Genomic DNA, 16,021 nt, shown 5'->3' with positions numbered 1-16,021 from the left:
ATGAATTCAAACTTTATTAAAGATAAGATAGCATCCAATTTCATTAAGCAGGTGAAAGAATATGCCATTTTTGCCATAGATGTAGATGGCAAAATTGTATCCTGGAATGAGGGAGCAGAGCGGATGAAGGGTTTTACCAAACAGGATGTAATTGGCAAATATTACGGTATGCTTTTCACCGAAGAAGACCAGCAACTGGGAAAGCCACAGGAACAATTAGAAGCCACAAAAAGAGAAGGACATTTTGAACATGAAGGGTTGCGCCGAAAAAAAGACGGTTCACTATTCTGGGCCGGTGTGGCGCTAACTGCTATATACAATGATAAAGGCGAGCTGATCGGGTTTACGAAAGTTACCAAAGACCTGACAGATAAGAAGATTATAGAGGAAACTATCTCAAAAAAAAATGAGGAGTTAACCTCAACCAACAAAGACCTTGATAATTTTATTTATACTGCTTCGCATGATCTGAAAGCGCCTATTCTTAATATCGAAGGTCTGATCCAACGTCTTTCACACTTATTTGATAAAAAAGCTATCAACGATTCTGAACTTGAGGAACTTGTCGGTCATATTCTAAATTCGGTGCAGCGTTTTAAAACTACGATAGAGGATTTAACAACCATTAGCCGCCTGCAACGAAGTTTAGAAGAGGAAAACAATGAAGAGACAGTAGATGTTGTGGCTGTTTTTGAAGATATAAAGGCTGATGTGGACTTCTTATTCGATCAGTTTAAATTACCCTGCGAGGTGGTAATAGATTTCGAGGTTAAATCCCTTAAATTTTCCCGCAAAAACTTTCGCAGCATTTTATATAACCTGCTAAGCAACGCGATCAAGTATAGGTCTATGAACTGTGATTGCAAAATTGAGGTGAAAACATTCAGGGAAAAAGAATGGGTTGTGCTTGTGGTTAAAGATAACGGCTTAGGTATGAGCCAACGAAACCAGGAACAGCTTTTTACGATGTTCAAACGCTTTCACGATCATGTTGAAGGTTCCGGAATCGGGTTATACATCATTAAAAGAATTATTGATAATGCCGGCGCATACATTGAAGTAAATTCTAAACAAGACGAAGGAACAGAGTTTAAAGTATACTTTAAAGCCTGACAAGCCAACGTATTATCTATTTTTTTATCTCAGAAGTATAACTTTACAGCAGTAATTCTTTCTCATTTCAAATTGCAGTAATCTGATTTATACTTTACATATCCCATAAAACTATAGCCCGATAAGCTCTTATTTTCGTTTTAAAGCAGAAGAAATTAAAAGTAATATATGCTGGATATAGTAATTGAAGCGCGTAAGGCCTCTCTTGCTCCCGGAATGGATGTGCGCCGTATACTTCCTTTTCGGTTGCGCAGGATGGTAGGCCCGTTTATTTTTATGGATCATGCCGGCCCGGTAGAGGTGCAACCAGACTTAGTACATTCTATGGATGTTCTCCCGCATCCGCATATAGGTTTGTCTACAGTAAGTTACTTGTTTGGCGGGCAGGTAACGCACCGCGACAGCCTGGGGGTAGAGCAGGTAATTCGTCCGGGAGAGGTGAACTGGATGACTGCCGGCCGCGGAATTGCGCATTCAGAGCGCTTCGAAGACCCGGCAGCCCTTGCCGGTGGTAACCTGGAAATGATACAGACCTGGGTAGCCCTGCCCGAGAAAGATGAAGAGGCCGCTCCGGCATTTAACAATTATAAGCCAGAGCATTTGCCCATATTTACAGAAACTGGTGTATGGATGAGATTGATTGCAGGGGATGCTTACGGGTTAAGAAACGATGTTAAAACACATTCGCCTTTATTTTACCTGCATGTTGTACTTAATAAGGGAGCACGATTCGGGCTGCCAAAGGAGCATACTGAACGGGGCTTGTATGTAGCTAAAGGAAGTATAGAAGTAGCAGGCCATACTTATACAGTAGGTCAGATGCTCGTATTTAACAAAGGAAATGACCCGCTTATACTTGCAAAAGAACAAACCACACTAATGTTGCTGGGAGGTGAGCCGCTTGGGGAACGCTTTATCTGGTGGAACTTTGTTTCTTCCAGAAAAGAAAGAATAGAGCAGGCTAAGTCAGACTGGAAAGAGGGCAGAATACTGCTGCCACCTACAGATAACCAAGAGTATATGCCGCTTCCTGCAGACAAAACGAAACCAGCTGGTGGGCCAGCACCGCAAGCACTTTCTTAGTTATTTTTGCTTTCTCAAACAGTGTGTTTTATACTTGAACCCAATATTACCAGCCGGGTAATGCGTATGAAATCGATGTACATACCTACTTTTGTGAACTATAATTTTTAAGAATAGATAAAGATGCAATCATTAAAAGATAAAGTGGCGTTGGTAACCGGCGCAGGCAAAGGAATTGGTAAAGCAGTGGCAATTGCCCTTGCCCAGGAAGGTGTGCATGTTGGTTTGGTAGCCCGTACTGAAAAAGATGTTAAAGCCGTGGCAGATGAAGTAGCTGCTTTGGGCGTAAAAGCTGCATTTGCAACTGCTGATGTGAGTAACAGGGCAGAGGTTGAAGCTGCTGTTGCAAAAGTACAAGCAGAGCTGGGGCCAATTGACATCCTGATCAACAATGCCGGCACAGCTACTTTTGGTAAATTTCTGGAACTGGAGCCTGAAGTATGGGAGCAGCAGGTAAGAGTAAATGTATTCGGAGTATATTATACTACCCGTGCTGTATTGCCGCAAATGATCGAGCGACAAACCGGCGATATCATTAATATTTCTTCTACGGCAGGTAAGTCTGGTAGCCCGGTAACCAGTGCTTACAGCGCCTCAAAATTTGCTGTTTTTGGTTTGTCAGAAAGTTTGATGCAGGAAGTACGCAAGCATAACATACGGGTAACTGCGCTGGCGCCGAGCACTATTGTAACAGAGCTTGCTCAAAGTGCCAACCTGATAACCGGAGATCCGGAACGTGTTATGCACCCGGAAGATTTTGCAGAACTCATCATTGCGCAGCTAAAATTGAACAGAAGGGTATTTGTGAAAGAAGCCAGTATCTTCTCTACCAATCCATAAACCCAGATCGCCTAATGGCGATTTTTAAATATTTACAGAAAACAAAAAGCCGCTTTTATTTACGTAAAGCGGCTTTTTGTTTTCTAAAGTAAGCTGTGTTCATTCTAAAAGCTACAAAGTAATTTCGCTAACATCTTATAAGGTCTTTTAATTAATTTTTTCTGGGTAAAACGGTTAAAGAATTAAAATAGTAAAAGATGTACCTTTATGGTCTAATGATTTATACATACTCCGAGAGATGACGAAAGAGCAGACAGCCATAAAAGCAACCTATTTTAGTATAATAGGTAATGCGAGTTTAGCTATTATTAAATGGCTGGCAGGCTTTTTCGGAAACTCCTATGCCTTAATAGCTGATGCGATCGAATCTACAGCGGATATTTTTTCGTCGCTTCTGGTTTTATTCGGACTTAAATATTCCAGCCGGCCAGCTGATGAAAACCACCCTTACGGGCACGGCCGCATCGAGCCTCTGGTTACTTTTATAGTTGTTGGGTTTTTAATTACGTCAGCCACAGTTATTGCCTACGAAAGCATCCAGAATATACGAACACCGCATGCTTTGCCAAAGCCCTTTACCTTAGTTGTGCTCGGAGGAATTATAATCTGGAAAGAGATTTCTTATAGAATTGTAATTAAAAGAAGCAAAGAAACCAACAGCTCCTCACTTAGAGCAGATGCATGGCACCATAGGAGCGATGCCATTACCTCTGTTGCGGCATTTATAGGTATATCATTAGCCTTATACCTTGGCAAAGGTTACGAAGCAGCCGATGACTGGGCAGCTCTTTTTGCCTCCGGGTTTATACTTTACAACTGCTATCAAATATTCAGGCCCGCACTCGGCGAAATTATGGATGAACATTTACATGATGACCTTATACTTATAGTGAGGCAGGTGTCGGAAAATGTAGAGGGCGTAGCAGGCACCGAGAAATGCTTTATCCGAAAAGCCGGTATGAAATACCTCGTAGACCTGCATGTGCTGGTAGATGCAGATATTACTGTCAGACAGGGGCACGACATAGCCCATAAAGTACAGGACAGACTGGTTGAAGAAATTCCGGAAATCGGCCAGGTTTTGATACATGTGGAGCCGGCAGAAGATAAAAGTACGGAGCAATAAATAGAGGCATATCACGCCAGGTCAAAGACTTACTCCAAGTATAATTTAGTATGCCTGAATTGCTTTTAAAATCCATTCAAGAAAAGGTGTCTGCAACGGGGCAGGAGCTGCAGGTATGCAGAAGTTATTTCACACCTAAAAAGCTTAAAAAGAGGCAATTCCTGTTGCAGGAAGGCGATGTATGCAACCGGCTGGCTTTTGTTGAGAAAGGCGCTTTATACTCTTATTCTACGGATTCAAAAGGTGGCCAGCATGTTATTCAGTTTGCATTTGAAGGATGGTGGATAGCAGATCTTTATAGCTTTTTTACACTGGAGCCATCAAACCTAAACATAGAGGCGCTTGAAGATTGTGAACTCCTGTTAATTGACCGCGAACAGCACCAGCATTTACTGGCAGAAGTTCCGAAGTATGAAACCTATATCCGGTTGTTGTATCAGAATGCTTACATAGCTTTGCAGCGGCGCGTGGAGAGTACAGTAGGCTTAACTGCCGAAGCAAAGTATAATCGCTTGCTGGAGCAATATCCTTACATCGTGCAGCAGGTGCCGCTAAATCTTATTGCCTCCTACCTGGGTGTTACGCCCGAAACCTTAAGCCGCATCCGAAAGCAATCTGCCAAATAAGGGCTTGATAAATGTCAAGCGTATTTCCTATCAAATGTCATTCATTTCTGTTACAGCGCAGGCTAACTTTGCATAAATAGCTGGCAGGTATACTTTATACTAAGAGGCTGCCAGTAATATAGTTAGATTTAAAAGAACTGCGGAAATGGAAAGAAAACAGTTCCTTAAAACAATAATTACAGGAGTAGCAGGCATGACAACTTTATCAGCTTTTAACAGGTTTACCGATGGCTTAGGAGAGCAGGAACAACTGATGCCAGTTCTTTTTATGGGCCATGGCTCGCCAATGAATGGCATAGAAGACAACGAGTTCAGTCAGAAGTGGAAGAAGCTAGCCACTGAAATTCCTACCCCTAAAGCGGTACTGGTAATATCTGCGCATTGGCTTAGCAAAGGTACACGCATCACGGCCATGGATTTCCCGGAAACGATACATGATTTCGGCGGCTTTCCGCAGGCCCTTTTTGATGTACAGTATAAAGCGCCCGGTAACCCTGCTTTAGCAAAAGAAACAGCGGGTTTACTCAAATCTACTGCCGTAGAGCTCGATCATGACTGGGGACTTGACCACGGCGCCTGGACTATTATCAGGCATATGTATCCACAGGCCGATATCCCAGTACTGCAACTAAGTATAGATTATACCAAAGGGCCGCAATACCATTATGATCTGGCGAAAGAACTCTATTGTCTCCGAAAAAAAGGTGTGCTTATTATGGGCAGTGGTAATATGGTACATAACCTCAGGATGGTAGCCTGGGACAAGCTAAATGAGAAAGAGTATGGTTATGATTGGGCTGTTCAAATGAATACTACCTTCAAAGATCTTATCCAAAACGGGCAGCATGATAAGTTGATCAGGTATGAGTCATTAGGAAAAGAAGCGATGCTGGCTGTTCCAACCCCTGAGCATTACTGGCCATTGCTGTATACGCTTAGCCTAAAAGGGAACAAGGACGATATCACTTTCTTTAACGACAAAGTAGTAGGCGGCTCACTCACTATGACTTCGGTTCAGATAGGTTAACCTGTAATATAAATATAATCCGGTTTCTGAAGTCGTGCTCGGCCCGTCATTTATACTTTAAAATCGCAATAACCACCTGATTCCCTAAATTGGTCTGCTCCAGTTTAGGGAATTTGGGTTTTTATATTCGCTTCCATACTCTTCTGCAATTTAAAGGGCCGCCAATCCCTGATATTAGATCTCAACATACTTAACAGGCGAAAACATACTCAAGCTATTCAGGTTTAGGTAGTTATACATTTGGCGCCTACTGAATATTTTATACTTGATTTTGATTTATACTTAAGGGATATCGTACATTTCAAATAAATAATTGATTTTTTCTAAAACCCGAGGCAACCAATCAGCAACTTACTCCGTGATGGGAGCGGAAATTCTGGAAAAGTGAGCGGAACAGAAAACAAAGAATTGGATGAGCTGCTTCGCAGATGTCTGAAAGAAGACCGCGAAGCCCAAAGAATGCTGTACAAGCAACTCTTTGGTTATGCTATGAGCATTTGTGTCCGCTATTCCAAAAATTCAGAAGAGGCAAAAGAGGTGCTAAATGATGGGTTTATGAAAGTATTCACAAAAATAAAGCAGTATGATCCGCAGAAGCCTTTTAAAGGATGGGTGAGGCGGATCATGATCAATACCGCTTTAGACAATTACCGCCATAACCTGAAATATTATCACCTGCAGGGACTCGAAGCAGCCGAGCCGGAATCAGATCCTTTTGATGTGGTACAACAGATTAATTATGAGCACCTGATTTTGTTGGTTCAGCTGCTGTCGCCTGCCTATAGAGCAGTGTTTAATTTGTATGTGATAGATGGTTACACCCATGAAGAAATTGCTGAAATGCTGGGTATAGCCGTTGGTACTTCAAAATCTAATCTCGCCAAGGCAAGAGCGAACTTACGTGAGGCATTAAAAAAAAGCAGTGTAGGAGATGAGCGCAAACAATATGTCTGACGAAGAACTGGACGAGCTGTTTCGTAAATCAGCCGCAAATTATGATCCTCCTTTCGATGAGGAGGCATGGTCGGCTATGGATCGTAAACTGGACGGCACACAGCATAGATTTGCAGGTTTAAAACGCATTCTGCCTGTATTGTTGCTGGCATTGCTGGTAAGTATAGTAATGATATGGCAAATTACTGAAAGACCAGAGGTTCCAACCCGACAAATTCCTGCAAACAATGAGATGGCAATGCCAGCTATTACCGGGAAGGACGACCAGCTGAATAAAACTATAAAAAAGAAGACTGCTGCCACACCGGAATCTGAAGCGCGCGTTGCGCAAAACCCTTATGCGCAGGCAGGTTCCGGTGCAGTACCTTCTTTAAGTAAAGGAGCAGCGTCTAAAAACGATCCAGTGGCAGTAAAGCGCAGTAAGCTTGCTGTAGCGCAGATTGATACTGTAATAACTGAATTACAGCCTAAGCAGGTTACTATAGAAATTGCTGATGTCGATTCGTTGGCTGACTTTACGGATTTCGACGCCATCGGTAGTATGAAAATGGCAGGATCAGACACACTTGCGAAGTTACCTGACGGGCAGAAGGCGCCGGTTATACTTCCGGATAGCAGCCAGGACAAAACATCCAGGCAAGGAGTATTTCTTAAAAGTATAACAATTGCTCTGGTAGTGGCCCCGGATATTACTACTGTCAGGTTTAAAGACCCGGATGCCGTAAGTGCGAATGCCGGGATAGTGGTGAGTGTGCCGCTTACCAGGCGTTTTAGACTGGTTTCTGGTGCAGTATGGGCTAACAAGTTATATAATGCAGCTCCCGAGGATTACGCACCTTACCCTGATTTCTGGAATGGCAAACCACTGCCCAATGTAATTGCTGCAAAATGTAAAGTGCTGGATATTCCGGTTAACCTGCAGTATAAGATCCTGGAGCGGGATAAAAATATACTTACAGTGCAGGCCGGGCTTTCCAGTTATATCATGCTCAACGAGAAGTATACTTATACTTATAATCACTATGGACAAGATCCTTACAGCAAAACCCGTGAGGTTTCGAATGAGAACAGACACTGGTTCGGTATTCAGAATTTGTCTGTAGGGTACACGCGCAAATTGTCTCCTGTATTATCGATTGGGGCCGAGCCTTTTATAAAGATACCGCTTTCAAGTATCGGGGCTGGCAATGTAAAGCTTACAAGTGCAGGAGTGTTTTTTACTGCTGGTTATACTTTTAATAAAACCCCCTAAAGGCTTCCTTTTACTTTCTTACATCACTGATATAACACAGCCTGTATTGTGTTAGGAGCTAACCCTATGCTTTTATTTTTTAGATAAATGAATAAAACATTATTATCATGAAAACTTACCGAATCACTTTTGGATTACTTTGCAGCGTATTGCTGAGTTTGTTAGTTATGTTAAGTAGCTGCAATGACAACGACGATGACGATGATGGACCAGCTACCCCAACTGCCGACATAGTTACATTTAAGGACGCTGCACTTACCGGGTCACAAGAGGTACCGCCGGTAACTACACAGGCCACAGGTACATTTAAAGGCAGCTACGACAAGAATACAAACAGAATCTCGTACACCATTACCTTCCAGGGTATTACACCCATTGAAATGCACTTCCATAGTGGCGCAGTAGGGGTAGATGGCCCGGCTATAGTCCCTATCAATCCTGGCTCAGACCCATACTCCGGCTCTAACCCATTTATCAGCCCTCTTGTTGGTACTACTGCACCTATAACAGAAGCCCAGGAAGCTGAATTACTGGCGGGCAACTGGTATATAAATATACACAGTGATCAATTTCGCGAGGGCGAAATAAGGGGCCAGATAACACAGTAAGTTAAAAATCTGTTGCCTGGCTGCTCTGCTCACTGGCAGCCGGGCAACTATATTATTTATACTTCTAAACTTAAAAAACTATGACACGACTTTACTTTGCCTTATTCGCTATACTTAGTTTTATACTTTCACTTGTATCAGCCTGCTCCAGCGACAACGAAGAGGACCTTGACCCGAAGCCTGATCCCTTACCGCAGCAGTGCGATACAACATCTGTTACCTTTTCCGGAACTGTAGCTCCCATTTTAGCCTCAAACTGTTATAGTTGCCATGCATCAGCAATTGCGCAAGGTGGGGTGGTGTTAGATACCTATGCAGGTGTAAAACAACAGGCAGACCGCGGGAATTTAATAGGAGTGATCACACATGCTCCGGGGTTTCCGCCTATGCCGCAAGGAGGTAATAAATTATCAGATTGTAATATTGCCAAGATAAAAAAATGGGTTGATTCGGGTGCACTTAATAATTAAATCCTGCCCTTATGAAAAGTATAACTATACTGTTGCTGATAAGTTTGCTCTGCTTAGCAGAAGCCATGCAGGCACAGGACCGGTATTTTACTAAAACTGGACACATCGGTTTTTTTTCTGAGGCCCCATTGGAAAATATTGAAGCGCATAACCAGCAGGTTGTGTCTATACTGGATCTTAAAACCGGGGAGCTGGTTTTTTCGGTGCCTATGAAACAATTCCAGTTCCGGAAATCGCTTATGCAAACACATTTTAACGAGAACTATGTAGAATCTGATAAATACCCCAAAGCCTCTTTTAAAGGGAAAGTGACTAACATACAGGACGTAGATCTTAAAAGGGAAGCTGTTTACAAAGTAAATGTAAAAGGTGTGCTTACCATACATGGGCAGCATAAGGCCATAGATACTGTAGGAACTTTAGAGGTGAAGGGATTGCAGCTGCTGGGTAAATCTAAATTTTCGGTTACACCCCAGGAGTTTGGTATCACGATACCCCGTCTGGTACGGAATAATATAGCCAAAACCATTGCCATAACTGTGGATATGATATATGTACCTTTTACCGGAAAAAGCCTTTAACTATGATCAAAAATTATCTTCTGATCGTATTGTTCAATCTGCTGGCTATAGCGGCACGGGGGCAGGACGAACTGCTCAAAATGGCCGAAGCCGCAGACAGCACTTTTACAGGAAAAGTGAGTGGTACATTTAAAGCAACGCGCCTGGTAAATGGCCATTCTGTAGAAACTAACGGAAACGGTTCGCTACTTTTTCTGATCTCTCACCGGTTTGGTACACTGAATAGTGGAGCTTATGAATTTTTTGGCCTGGATCAGGCCACTATCCGACTAGGCCTGGAATACGGAATAACTGATAATTTAAACATTGGAGCGGGACGAAGTTCACTGGAAAAGACGTATGATGGTTTCCTGAAGTATAAATTGCTGCAACAACAAACCGGGCAGGGCCTGGCTATGCCGGTTACCCTTACCCTGTTTACCAGTGCTGCCATACGATCGCTGCGCTGGCCGCCAGAGGAAACCAGCTTTGACTTTAAGCACCGGCTTACCTATACGCACCAGTTACTTTTTGCCCGTAAGTTTACTGAACGGTTTTCCCTTCAGCTGTCGCCTACTTTGGTACACCGCAATTTAGTAGAAACCAGCAGCGATGAAAATAATGTGTATGCGATTGGCACAAGTGGCAGGTTTAAATTAACCAAACGCACCTCCTTTAATGCCGAGTATTATTACCTGCTTTCAGAAGCCACGCGCAACAATTTCAGAAATGCACTTTCACTCGGGTTTGACATTGAAACCGGCGGCCATGTGTTCCAGTTGATATTTACGAATGCTCAAGGTATGGTTGAGAAATTTTTTATTCCACAAAATACAGGTTATTGGTCGGATGGTGATATTTATTTTGGCTTTAATATTTCACGCACATTTGATCTGAAAGGAGCCGAAAAATCTCAATGAGTCTTATTTTACCTCACTAATCTATTTGCTCAGGGTAGGGTGCAGCCCAACCTAAACTTGGCTCCAAAAGCAACATTTCCAAAGTATTTTAGCAGTTATACCCCGAACTGGTTCAGGTGGTGGTTAAGGTGCTTGTAAAACATGTTGTTCCATTCTTTGCTGGTCAGGTTGCCGAATGAATGAGAATCCTTTCCTTCAAAATGAACTTCGCCTAGCTGTTGTGTTTTCTGTATGAAGTTGATCAGGCGAGTTTTTTCAGCTGCAAAGTCTTTGTCGTTTTTGATGATGAACTGCGGTGCTGTATGGCCGTTTTGCCTGAAGGGTTTATCGCTTACCACATAGTTTTTTACCAGCAGCTTTATCAGGAATTTTTTAAAAGTGTTTGGCTTCGGATGTTTGTCCTGCTCATAAACCATTTCGTAGGTTACGTTGCAATGAGCCAGCATCTGCGCTACGCTCATTTTTCCCCAAAGATGTTTTGTTTCCGGGCTTAGGTTGTTAATCCGGGTGATCAGTTCCTCAGCGTCAGCCTGGTTAAATACGTTTTTCATTATTGGTATAGGTTAAGGTATAAATTGGGGCAAAATAAGCAAATGGTGTATACTTTGCATGATGCATACAGCCATTTTTATACCTGGGTCTTCTTCCATTTGCCCTGCCTGAAAAACCACCAGCTTACCAGGGCATGCAGGGAGTGGCATATAGCAATGGCTATGAAAATGCCGGTTGCTTCCAGTTTAAGTATAAGTGCCAGTGTATAGGCTAGTGGTATCTCTATCAGCCAAAGTACACCGATGTTGATGAGCGCTGGCGTTCTGGTGTCGCCGGCTCCGTTAAAAGCCTGCACCATAACCATGCCCAGCCCGAAAAAGATATAACCCAGCGTGATGATCTTCAACGCTTCGGAGGAAATGCTGATAACTTCGGCATCCTGAGAAAAGAAGGCAGACATTTGCTTGCCAAAGAGCAGGAAGACCAGCGTAACCACTGCCATGAAGATAACATTGTAACGTGCTGTAAGCCATACCGCCACTTCGGCTCTTTTAGCTTTACGGGCACCCAGGTTCTGGCCTACCAGCGTGGCTGCGGCAGAACTAAGGCCCCAGGCCGGCAGCAGCGTAAATATGATGATACGAAACGCAATGGTATACCCGGCCAGGGCGTTACTTCCGAATTCAGCTATTATGCGGGTCAGAAAGATCCAGCTGGCAGAGTCGATGAGGTACTGGCCAATGCCGCCGGACGAAACCTTCAGGATTTTAAGAATTACAGTAACCCGGATCACCAGGTTTTCGCGCAGGATCTTTAAAGAATGTTTGCCATTAAGCAGATGGTAAAGCTGGTATACCACCCCAATACTGCGCCCTAAGGTTGTTGCCCAGGCAGCTCCTTCCAGCCCCAGGCCAGTAAAAGAGCCTATTCCGAAGATCAGGATCGGGTCCAGCACGATGTTGAAGGCGTTCGCGATCCAGAGAGCGCGCATAGCCAGGTGTGGCAAACCCGCTCCCCTGAAGGCACCGTTTATCAGGAAGAGTAGGATGATGGCAAAATTACCCGCAAATATGATGCGTGTATAGCCGGTTCCTGTTGCCAGAACTCCGGCTGATGCACCCATCAAAGTCAGTATTTCGGGTGCAAAGTATAAGGCAGTGCCTCCAAGTAAAAGTGCTAGCACGGTTCCGGTAACCAGTAACTGAAACGTAATGCTGCCTGCTTTGCGGTAGTTCTTTTCGCCAAAGCGGCGCGATACCATCGCTGTGGCAGCAATGCTGATGCCCATACCAACGGCATAGATCAGCATAAGTATGGATTCGGTGAGGCCAACGGTTGCCAGCGCGTCTGACCCAAGCCTGCCGACAAAAAAGATGTCCACTACAGCAAACAGCGATTCCATCAGCATTTCTAGGATCATGGGAACGGCCAGCAGCACAATACTTGTCCTTATGCCCAGCGTGGTATAGTCATTCTCTTTGCCTTTTACTGCAGACCATATCAGCTGTAGAAATCCTTTAACATCGTTCATGGAGGTGCGCTCGGTGTGGTGGTATTGCAGACTTACGGGAAGTAGGTCATGCCAAGTTTTATACGTTAGGCAGCAATCCCGGAAAACTTGTGAAGCCATTTATAGCTTACCGTTTTTTGCTTTTGATGATTGTTAAAAAAAGTGTTTGCTATGTTGAATCATTCAGCTGGTACTAAATGCCTGTTATTCCTGTGAGGCGAAGTTGAGGGTATGGAAAAAGCTCACCTGCAGGGTATGGTTGTGTTCGAAAACTACTCCGTTGGCTTTTTGTACGATCTGGTTCAGATAGCCCAGCTCAAGCGAGGCAGCGTTGCTTAGTTTATAGCCAAAAGCTGCGTAGGCCCTGTTCTGGTCGAATATATTCTTTTTTACGTTCTCGCCGAAGCCAACAAATACCTCATCGTAGGCTGCCACAAAAAACTCTTTCGGCTCCAGGCTGGTGCCGGCGAGCGGCAGGGTGGCTTTGAGCATGTAGCGTGCGCGGTTCAGGTAAGTATAATCGCTGGCGTCGGGTTGTTTTACCCAGCGTTGCTCCAGGCGGTAGCGGTGCGTAAGGCCCAGCCGGTCCAGGTTGCCTTTTAGCTGTAGCTGCTGGTAAAGGCGCTGCTCCGGAAACCGCGAAGCTGCCGGATAATCGCCGTATGGGTAGGTTTCGATGAAGCCATAGCCCAGCGTAAACAGGGCGTTTGACGCAAGGTCGTAATTAATGCCGGTGCGGATAAGCACTTGCTGCGGATCTTTGATAATATTGTAGCGCCGGAGTTGTAGCTCCGCATGGATGCCCCAGCGGTCGGCCACTTTATGGTCGCCGAAGTACATGTACCAGCCATTGGCATTGGTGTCTTTTATGCGCTCGTTCTGCGCGAAGGATCTGATTGGCAGCAGGGCTAGTAGCGCCAATACCAGGCCCAGGAGGGTTACTTTTGCTTTCATGCTGTTAAAATTGGCACCATTAAGTATAAACTCCTAGTTGTTTCTTTCCCAATACTGTGGTATGGTGCAAGGCAATAAGTAGGATTACCGGGTAAAGCAGATGGCGCTGCAGCTGCTGTGCCTGCGTATAAAACAGGAGATCTTTATTTTTTAAACTTAGGTTCGTATGCAACATTACCCACTTTGGCAACGCCTGGTGTTTGGCATAAGTTTTCAGAAGGCAGCGCTGAAGATGGTGCCAAAGTATAAACTGCGCGCTCCGGAACATGCGGGTACTGAGCCTGTTCAAACAGAGGAGCAAAGCGGATTCAGCAGCCCGGTGTGCTACGCGCATCTGAAGGGTATGCGGGAGGGGTTTGAGGAGTAATCTGAGGCAGTCGGTGATTAACCCGGATTTCTCGCCAGGGCTCGAAATGACAAATACTAAACTGTCATCTCGACGAAAGGAGAGATCTGAAGTATAATACAGGTTTGGTTATTTCAGATTTCTCCCGTTGGTCGAAATGACAGAATGGTAAATTCCAGCTTGGTCTAATAGTCGCTGAAATTTTCTAATCTTCCTGCACCTGTTCATTCAGAAAATTCCAGTTGGGGTTTATACTTTGTATGAGCGCCTCTTTCTTCTTTCGGTTCCACTTCTTAAGCTCCTTTTCGCGTTCTATGGCATGATGTACTTGGGAATATCGCTCATAGTATACCAGATAATGGCAGTGATAACGCCCCGCAAAAGTTTCAGCAATACCTGCGTTAAGTGCATGCTCCTCCAGCCGCCGCTGCAGTGTATTTGTCACTCCGATGTAAAGTACCGTTTTTGTTGGGTTGGTGGTAATATACACAAAGTAGTTATGACTGCGCATGTAATACACTACGAAAGCGTAAGTAATCCTGTTAGCAAGTGAAGATCTCCATTCTGTCATTTCGAGCCCTGGAGAAATTTGATCTGTAAGTGCAGTAAAAACTTTTGAAGAAGGGTCGGTGGAGAAGATTACTTATGAGTACAAATTATTGGAAAAGAGATAAAGGATTTCAATTACCGTATAATTAAAAAGCCGCTTCATTTATATGAAGCGGCTTTTTAGTTTTTTGATATAGACCTGTTGTTTGGATTATAGTTCTAACCCAAATGGAGTTAGCTACTGTTTTATCTTATACTGATGCAGTAATCATGATTTCCTGTTGGATTAATTTAAAACTAGAGTATCCCATCAGACACTGTCTTTATTTGTTTTTAACAAACCTTACGGGCACGTGCGGCGGGTTATACCCGATAGGCTGACCTGAGAAAGAAGCATATGTGTCGCTTGGTAACTGGATGATTTTAAACACAATCGGGTTGTCTTCTGTATCTTTGTTGGCTGTCCAGAGCAGGCAGTTGGTGCCTTTGCCTTGTGGGTTGCCTGAGGTTACCATCAGGTTACCAGGCACAGCATTAAAACCAGACTTATTGTTTGCATACCCGTCCTGTTTCAGCCAGCCAGTAGCAGACATTAATTGGCCCAGCAATCGCTTCGATTGTAAATCGGATCCGTCAGTACTATCCCAGATTTCATTATATACAATGCCCTGCGACTTCAAAAGTGCAAGATAGTCTTGCCGCGTTGGTAGCCGCCAACCTGCGGGTACCTGAATATCTGTTACATCTTCATACTTCAGAAAAGTGCCATACTCAGGATTGTCAGCATCGTTTAATCCGCCAGGCCCTGCGTAGTTAACCGACATCCACTCCAGGTTACCTATAGTTACAGTCGGGTAGTATTTATCGCCAATTTGAACATATGTACCTGTGGCTGGTGGCTGCGAGTATAGTCCTCCAGGGCTGGTAGGGGTACTGGTGCCTCCTTCCACTTTTTTAAACCTCACAGACTGCTGCATATTGCCATCTAGTCGTTTGGCTGTCATAAAGTTCGGAGAGTTGGTATAAGTAGAGGCCTCTGGGTTAATGAAAACCGTTTTATAAACTTTTACATCTTTGGTAATAATATCAGATTCCTTGTAGCCAGTGTATTTGTTGCTAAACACCCGCATTTTACCCGATTTTGCATGAAATGTGATTGTATTCGGATTGGCCTGGTGCTCTAATGTTCCTGTCATTTTGTAGATGTACTGTTTTACTTCATCACCCACATTCGTTACATCAGATGTATACTCCACCGCATTTTTCCCATCTGCCGTCATCACAATTGTCCTGAATTCGCGGAAACCCTGCTCACCTTGAAAAGTACCCTGTTCCCAATTAGCAGAAAGAGGACCTTGGTTATGGTCAATATACCAGGTACCGACAAACTTCGCAGGAATAGCAGTGAAAGGAGTCTCTATCACTTCATCATCTGTAGGAGAAGTCGGATCAGTGGGATTCGACGGCTTGGCATCTTCTTTATCGCAGCTGCTAAATGTAAAAGCAACCATGGCTCCCAGCAATAAGCTGGAAATTAAATTTTTTAACTTTCTCATTATCAATAGTTTTATTTTGTAAGTGGATTAAGAAT

18 protein-coding genes are annotated in these 16,021 nt (G+C 43.9%); 13 read left to right on the top strand and 5 right to left on the bottom strand.

The window, feature by feature from the left end:
- The 12 genes from LWP20_RS15705 (at position 1) to LWP20_RS15650 (ending at position 10,579) form a co-directional block, all read left to right on the top strand.
- Positions 1 to 1,113 (top strand): sensor histidine kinase, encoded by a 1,113-nt coding sequence (locus tag LWP20_RS15705; RefSeq protein WP_242929121.1) that lies wholly within the window; start codon positions 1 to 3, stop codon positions 1,111 to 1,113.
- A gap of 168 nt (positions 1,114 to 1,281) precedes the next feature.
- The gene (locus tag LWP20_RS15700) at positions 1,282 to 2,196 is read left to right on the top strand and encodes a pirin family protein (protein WP_242929120.1); all 915 of its coding nucleotides are present in this window, start codon (positions 1,282 to 1,284) and stop codon (positions 2,194 to 2,196) included.
- A 123-nt stretch (positions 2,197 to 2,319) separates the two neighbouring features.
- Positions 2,320 to 3,036, top strand: a complete 717-nt coding sequence (locus LWP20_RS15695; protein WP_242929119.1) for a 3-ketoacyl-ACP reductase — start codon at positions 2,320 to 2,322, stop codon at positions 3,034 to 3,036.
- A gap of 238 nt (positions 3,037 to 3,274) precedes the next feature.
- Entirely contained in the window at positions 3,275 to 4,162 is an 888-nt protein-coding gene (locus tag LWP20_RS15690) for a cation diffusion facilitator family transporter (protein WP_242929118.1), read from the top strand.
- 50 nt (positions 4,163 to 4,212) lie between these two features.
- A complete protein-coding gene (locus LWP20_RS15685; protein ID WP_242929117.1) occupies positions 4,213 to 4,788 on the top strand; it encodes a Crp/Fnr family transcriptional regulator in 576 nt (191 codons plus the stop codon).
- Between the two features lie 193 nt (positions 4,789 to 4,981).
- Entirely contained in the window at positions 4,982 to 5,815 is an 834-nt protein-coding gene (gene ygiD, locus LWP20_RS15680) for a 4,5-DOPA-extradiol-dioxygenase (protein ID WP_242929134.1), read from the top strand.
- A gap of 384 nt (positions 5,816 to 6,199) precedes the next feature.
- Entirely contained in the window at positions 6,200 to 6,769 is a 570-nt protein-coding gene (locus LWP20_RS15675; protein WP_242929116.1) for an RNA polymerase sigma factor, read from the top strand.
- Positions 6,747 to 8,021, top strand: coding sequence for a hypothetical protein (locus LWP20_RS15670; RefSeq protein WP_242929115.1), 1,275 nt, complete (start codon positions 6,747 to 6,749; stop codon positions 8,019 to 8,021). Before LWP20_RS15675 ends, LWP20_RS15670 begins: the two co-directional genes overlap by 23 nt.
- Before the next feature lie 107 nt (positions 8,022 to 8,128).
- Positions 8,129 to 8,629 carry a CHRD domain-containing protein gene (locus tag LWP20_RS15665; RefSeq protein ID WP_242929114.1) on the top strand — a complete coding sequence of 167 codons (501 nt, stop codon included), beginning with the start codon at positions 8,129 to 8,131 and terminating at the stop codon, positions 8,627 to 8,629.
- Between the two features lie 80 nt (positions 8,630 to 8,709).
- Complete coding sequence (locus LWP20_RS15660; RefSeq protein ID WP_242929113.1) at positions 8,710 to 9,099, top strand: hypothetical protein; 390 nt, start codon at positions 8,710 to 8,712, stop codon at positions 9,097 to 9,099.
- Positions 9,100 to 9,110: 11 nt separating this feature from the next.
- Positions 9,111 to 9,680 (top strand): YceI family protein, encoded by a 570-nt coding sequence (locus LWP20_RS15655; protein WP_242929112.1) that lies wholly within the window; start codon positions 9,111 to 9,113, stop codon positions 9,678 to 9,680.
- Between the two features lie 2 nt (positions 9,681 to 9,682).
- Positions 9,683 to 10,579, top strand: a complete 897-nt coding sequence (locus LWP20_RS15650; RefSeq protein ID WP_242929111.1) for a DUF5777 family beta-barrel protein — start codon at positions 9,683 to 9,685, stop codon at positions 10,577 to 10,579.
- Between the two features lie 95 nt (positions 10,580 to 10,674).
- Here the strand turns inward: LWP20_RS15650 and LWP20_RS15645 are convergent, their stop codons facing one another.
- From LWP20_RS15645 to LWP20_RS15635, 3 genes are all read right to left on the bottom strand, one after another.
- Positions 10,675 to 11,130: a DUF1569 domain-containing protein gene (locus LWP20_RS15645; protein WP_242929110.1), complete on the bottom strand. Its 456-nt coding sequence runs from the start codon at positions 11,128 to 11,130 to the stop codon at positions 10,675 to 10,677.
- Between the two features lie 77 nt (positions 11,131 to 11,207).
- Complete coding sequence (locus LWP20_RS15640) at positions 11,208 to 12,602, bottom strand: MATE family efflux transporter (protein ID WP_242929133.1); 1,395 nt, start codon at positions 12,600 to 12,602, stop codon at positions 11,208 to 11,210.
- Between the two features lie 183 nt (positions 12,603 to 12,785).
- Positions 12,786 to 13,535 (bottom strand): DUF2490 domain-containing protein, encoded by a 750-nt coding sequence (locus tag LWP20_RS15635; RefSeq protein ID WP_242929109.1) that lies wholly within the window; start codon positions 13,533 to 13,535, stop codon positions 12,786 to 12,788.
- 166 nt (positions 13,536 to 13,701) lie between these two features.
- Between LWP20_RS15635 and LWP20_RS15630 the strand changes: the two genes are divergently transcribed.
- Positions 13,702 to 13,902 (top strand): hypothetical protein, encoded by a 201-nt coding sequence (locus LWP20_RS15630; protein WP_242929108.1) that lies wholly within the window; start codon positions 13,702 to 13,704, stop codon positions 13,900 to 13,902.
- Between the two features lie 184 nt (positions 13,903 to 14,086).
- Here the strand turns inward: LWP20_RS15630 and LWP20_RS15625 are convergent, their stop codons facing one another.
- Positions 14,087 to 14,392, bottom strand: coding sequence for a GIY-YIG nuclease family protein (locus LWP20_RS15625; protein WP_242929107.1), 306 nt, complete (start codon positions 14,390 to 14,392; stop codon positions 14,087 to 14,089).
- Between the two features lie 361 nt (positions 14,393 to 14,753).
- Positions 14,754 to 15,986, bottom strand: coding sequence for an FISUMP domain-containing protein (locus LWP20_RS15620; protein WP_242929106.1), 1,233 nt, complete (start codon positions 15,984 to 15,986; stop codon positions 14,754 to 14,756).
- Positions 15,987 to 16,021 lie beyond the last annotated feature (35 nt).

Origin of the sequence: Pontibacter vulgaris (genome assembly GCF_022758145.1) — a bacterium.
In the GTDB taxonomy this organism is placed as follows: Bacteria; Bacteroidota; Bacteroidia; order Cytophagales; family Hymenobacteraceae; genus Pontibacter; species Pontibacter vulgaris.
This window is presented reverse-complemented; position numbering and strand designations above follow the sequence as displayed.